This window comes from Streptomyces sp. WM6378 (assembly GCF_001279695.1).
GTDB lineage: Bacteria > Actinomycetota > Actinomycetes > Streptomycetales > Streptomycetaceae > Streptomyces.
The window spans coordinates 1-1,899 of record NZ_LGDD01000100.1; the positions used below are offsets into that span (position 1 = coordinate 1).

Genomic DNA, 1,899 nt, shown 5'->3' on the forward strand with positions numbered 1-1,899 from the left:
GGACGGGCTTGTCCGGGCGGGGTCGCGTCGGGGTGGCGGGGGTCGCGGGCGCCGCCGGGGTGGGCGTGGCTCGCTGCACCGGGGTTGCCGGGGTGGTGCGGGGGCTGTCCGTCGCCGACGGGCTGGGCGGGGTTGCCGCTGCCCGGCCGGGCTTGGGTGTTTCGCCGCGTACGGGCATCGCGGGAGGCGCCTCGGACTCGGGCGGGCTGACGGGCACAACTGCCCTCTGCGCGGAGGCGGTTGTGTCGGGGGTGGCCTTGCTGGCCGGTGCCGGTGCCGTGGCGGGGTTGTTGGCTGTGGGGTGCTGGGGTGCGACCGCTCGCTGCACGGCGGGGGTCGGCGCGGGCGTACCCGGGGTTGCCGGACTCGGCGTTGCACCTGGGGTGCTTGTGGTGCTGCGCACGGGCATGGCGGGGGGCGTGCTGGGCTCGGCCGCGGTTGCGCGCTGTACAGGGGGTGCCGGTGGCGTCGAGGCGGGGTTGTTCGGCTCGGGGCGTGCGGGTGTGGAGGTCCGCTGCACGGCGGGGGGCGTGCTGGGCGCAGGCGAGGGGGACGGTTCCGGCGAGCGGGTTTCGTTGGGCCCACCCTTCCCCAAGGTCTCGGCTTCGCTCGACCAGGGGAGACCCCGATCGCCCTGCGGAACGTCTGCCCGCAACGAGGGTGTCTGGCGGGGTCGTGCCGACTGCACGCGGCGGGCCGCACTGGGGGCAGTCGGGCTCGCCGGCCCGGAACCGGCCGCAGGCTTGGCGGCGCGCTGCACGGCGGGAGACGCGCTCGGTGTCGCCGAGCCCGTCGGCGCCGGACCGGAAGCGGGCGTAACTGCGCTCTGGGCAGCGTCAGTTGAGCCGGAGGCGGCGGGGCGCGGAGTCGTAGCGGCGTGGTCCGCCGACGCGCGCGGAGTCGTGGCGGCGCGCTGCACGGCGGGAGTGGCACTCGCAGGAGCCGAGGCAGCCGGTGCCGGAGCCGCGCCCGGGTCGTTCCCCGAGTTGGCCGCAGGCTTGGCAGCCCTCTGCGCAGCCGGAGCGGCTCCGGGCGCAGCCGGGCTCGTCGCAGGCTTAACCACCCGCTGCGCAGCGGGAGTTGACTTAGCCGGAGTCGGGCCAGACGCCCCCGGCGTCGTACCCGGCCCGCTCGCGGGAGCAGCCGCCCGCTGTACTGGACCCGCAGCCGGGGTCGACGCAGACGCCGACGGCCGAACCGGGGCGGGGGTCGATGCGGAGGCCGCCCGCTGCACTGGGGCCACAGTCGGCGCAGCGCCAGGCGCAGCCGAGCTCGTCGTAGGCCTAACTGCGCGTTGCACAGCCGGAGTTGATTCCGCCGGTGCCGGGGAAGCCGCCTCCGGCACCGCCCCCGGCCCGCTCGCAGGAGTAGCCGCCCGCTGCGCCGGAGCCGCAGGCGAGGTCGGCGCGGAGGCTGCGCGCTGAACCGGGGCCGCGGCCGGGGCCGACGCAGACGCTGCCCGCTGCCCCGGACCCGCAGCCGATGCAGCAGCCGACCTCTGAGCCGGAGCCGGAGCCGATGCAGCAGCCGACCTCTGAACCGGGGCCGACGCAGAAGCCGAACCCTGAACCGGGGCCGGTGCCGCAGCCGACGCGGGACCCGCGTCCTCCGCGCCCGTCGCCGGAACCCTCCCCGCCACCGGCAACCGCAGCAGCGGAAGCGGAAGGGGTGATGGTGAACCCGTCACCGGGGTCAGCGCGTTGTGGAGGACTCCGTGCGGGGCCGTCGGGGAGACCGCGTGGGTCAGGGGGCGGACCACCGAGAGGTCCTGGTGGGCGGCCAGGGTGGCGCCGAAGGACCGCTCCGCCGTGAGGCGGGGGGCGGTCAGGGCGCGCTGCATCGGGGGCGCGGCGGCCCAGCCCCCGTCGCCCCGGGCGGGGGTGGGGGAGGGCTCAGGGG

1 pseudogene is annotated in these 1,899 nt (G+C 77.4%); it reads right to left on the minus strand.

Annotated elements, in window-relative coordinates:
- Nucleotides 1-217: pseudogene (locus tag ADK54_RS47410) on the minus strand (hypothetical protein); the annotation flags it as partial.
- Between the last annotated feature and the right edge of the window lie 1,682 nt (nucleotides 218-1,899).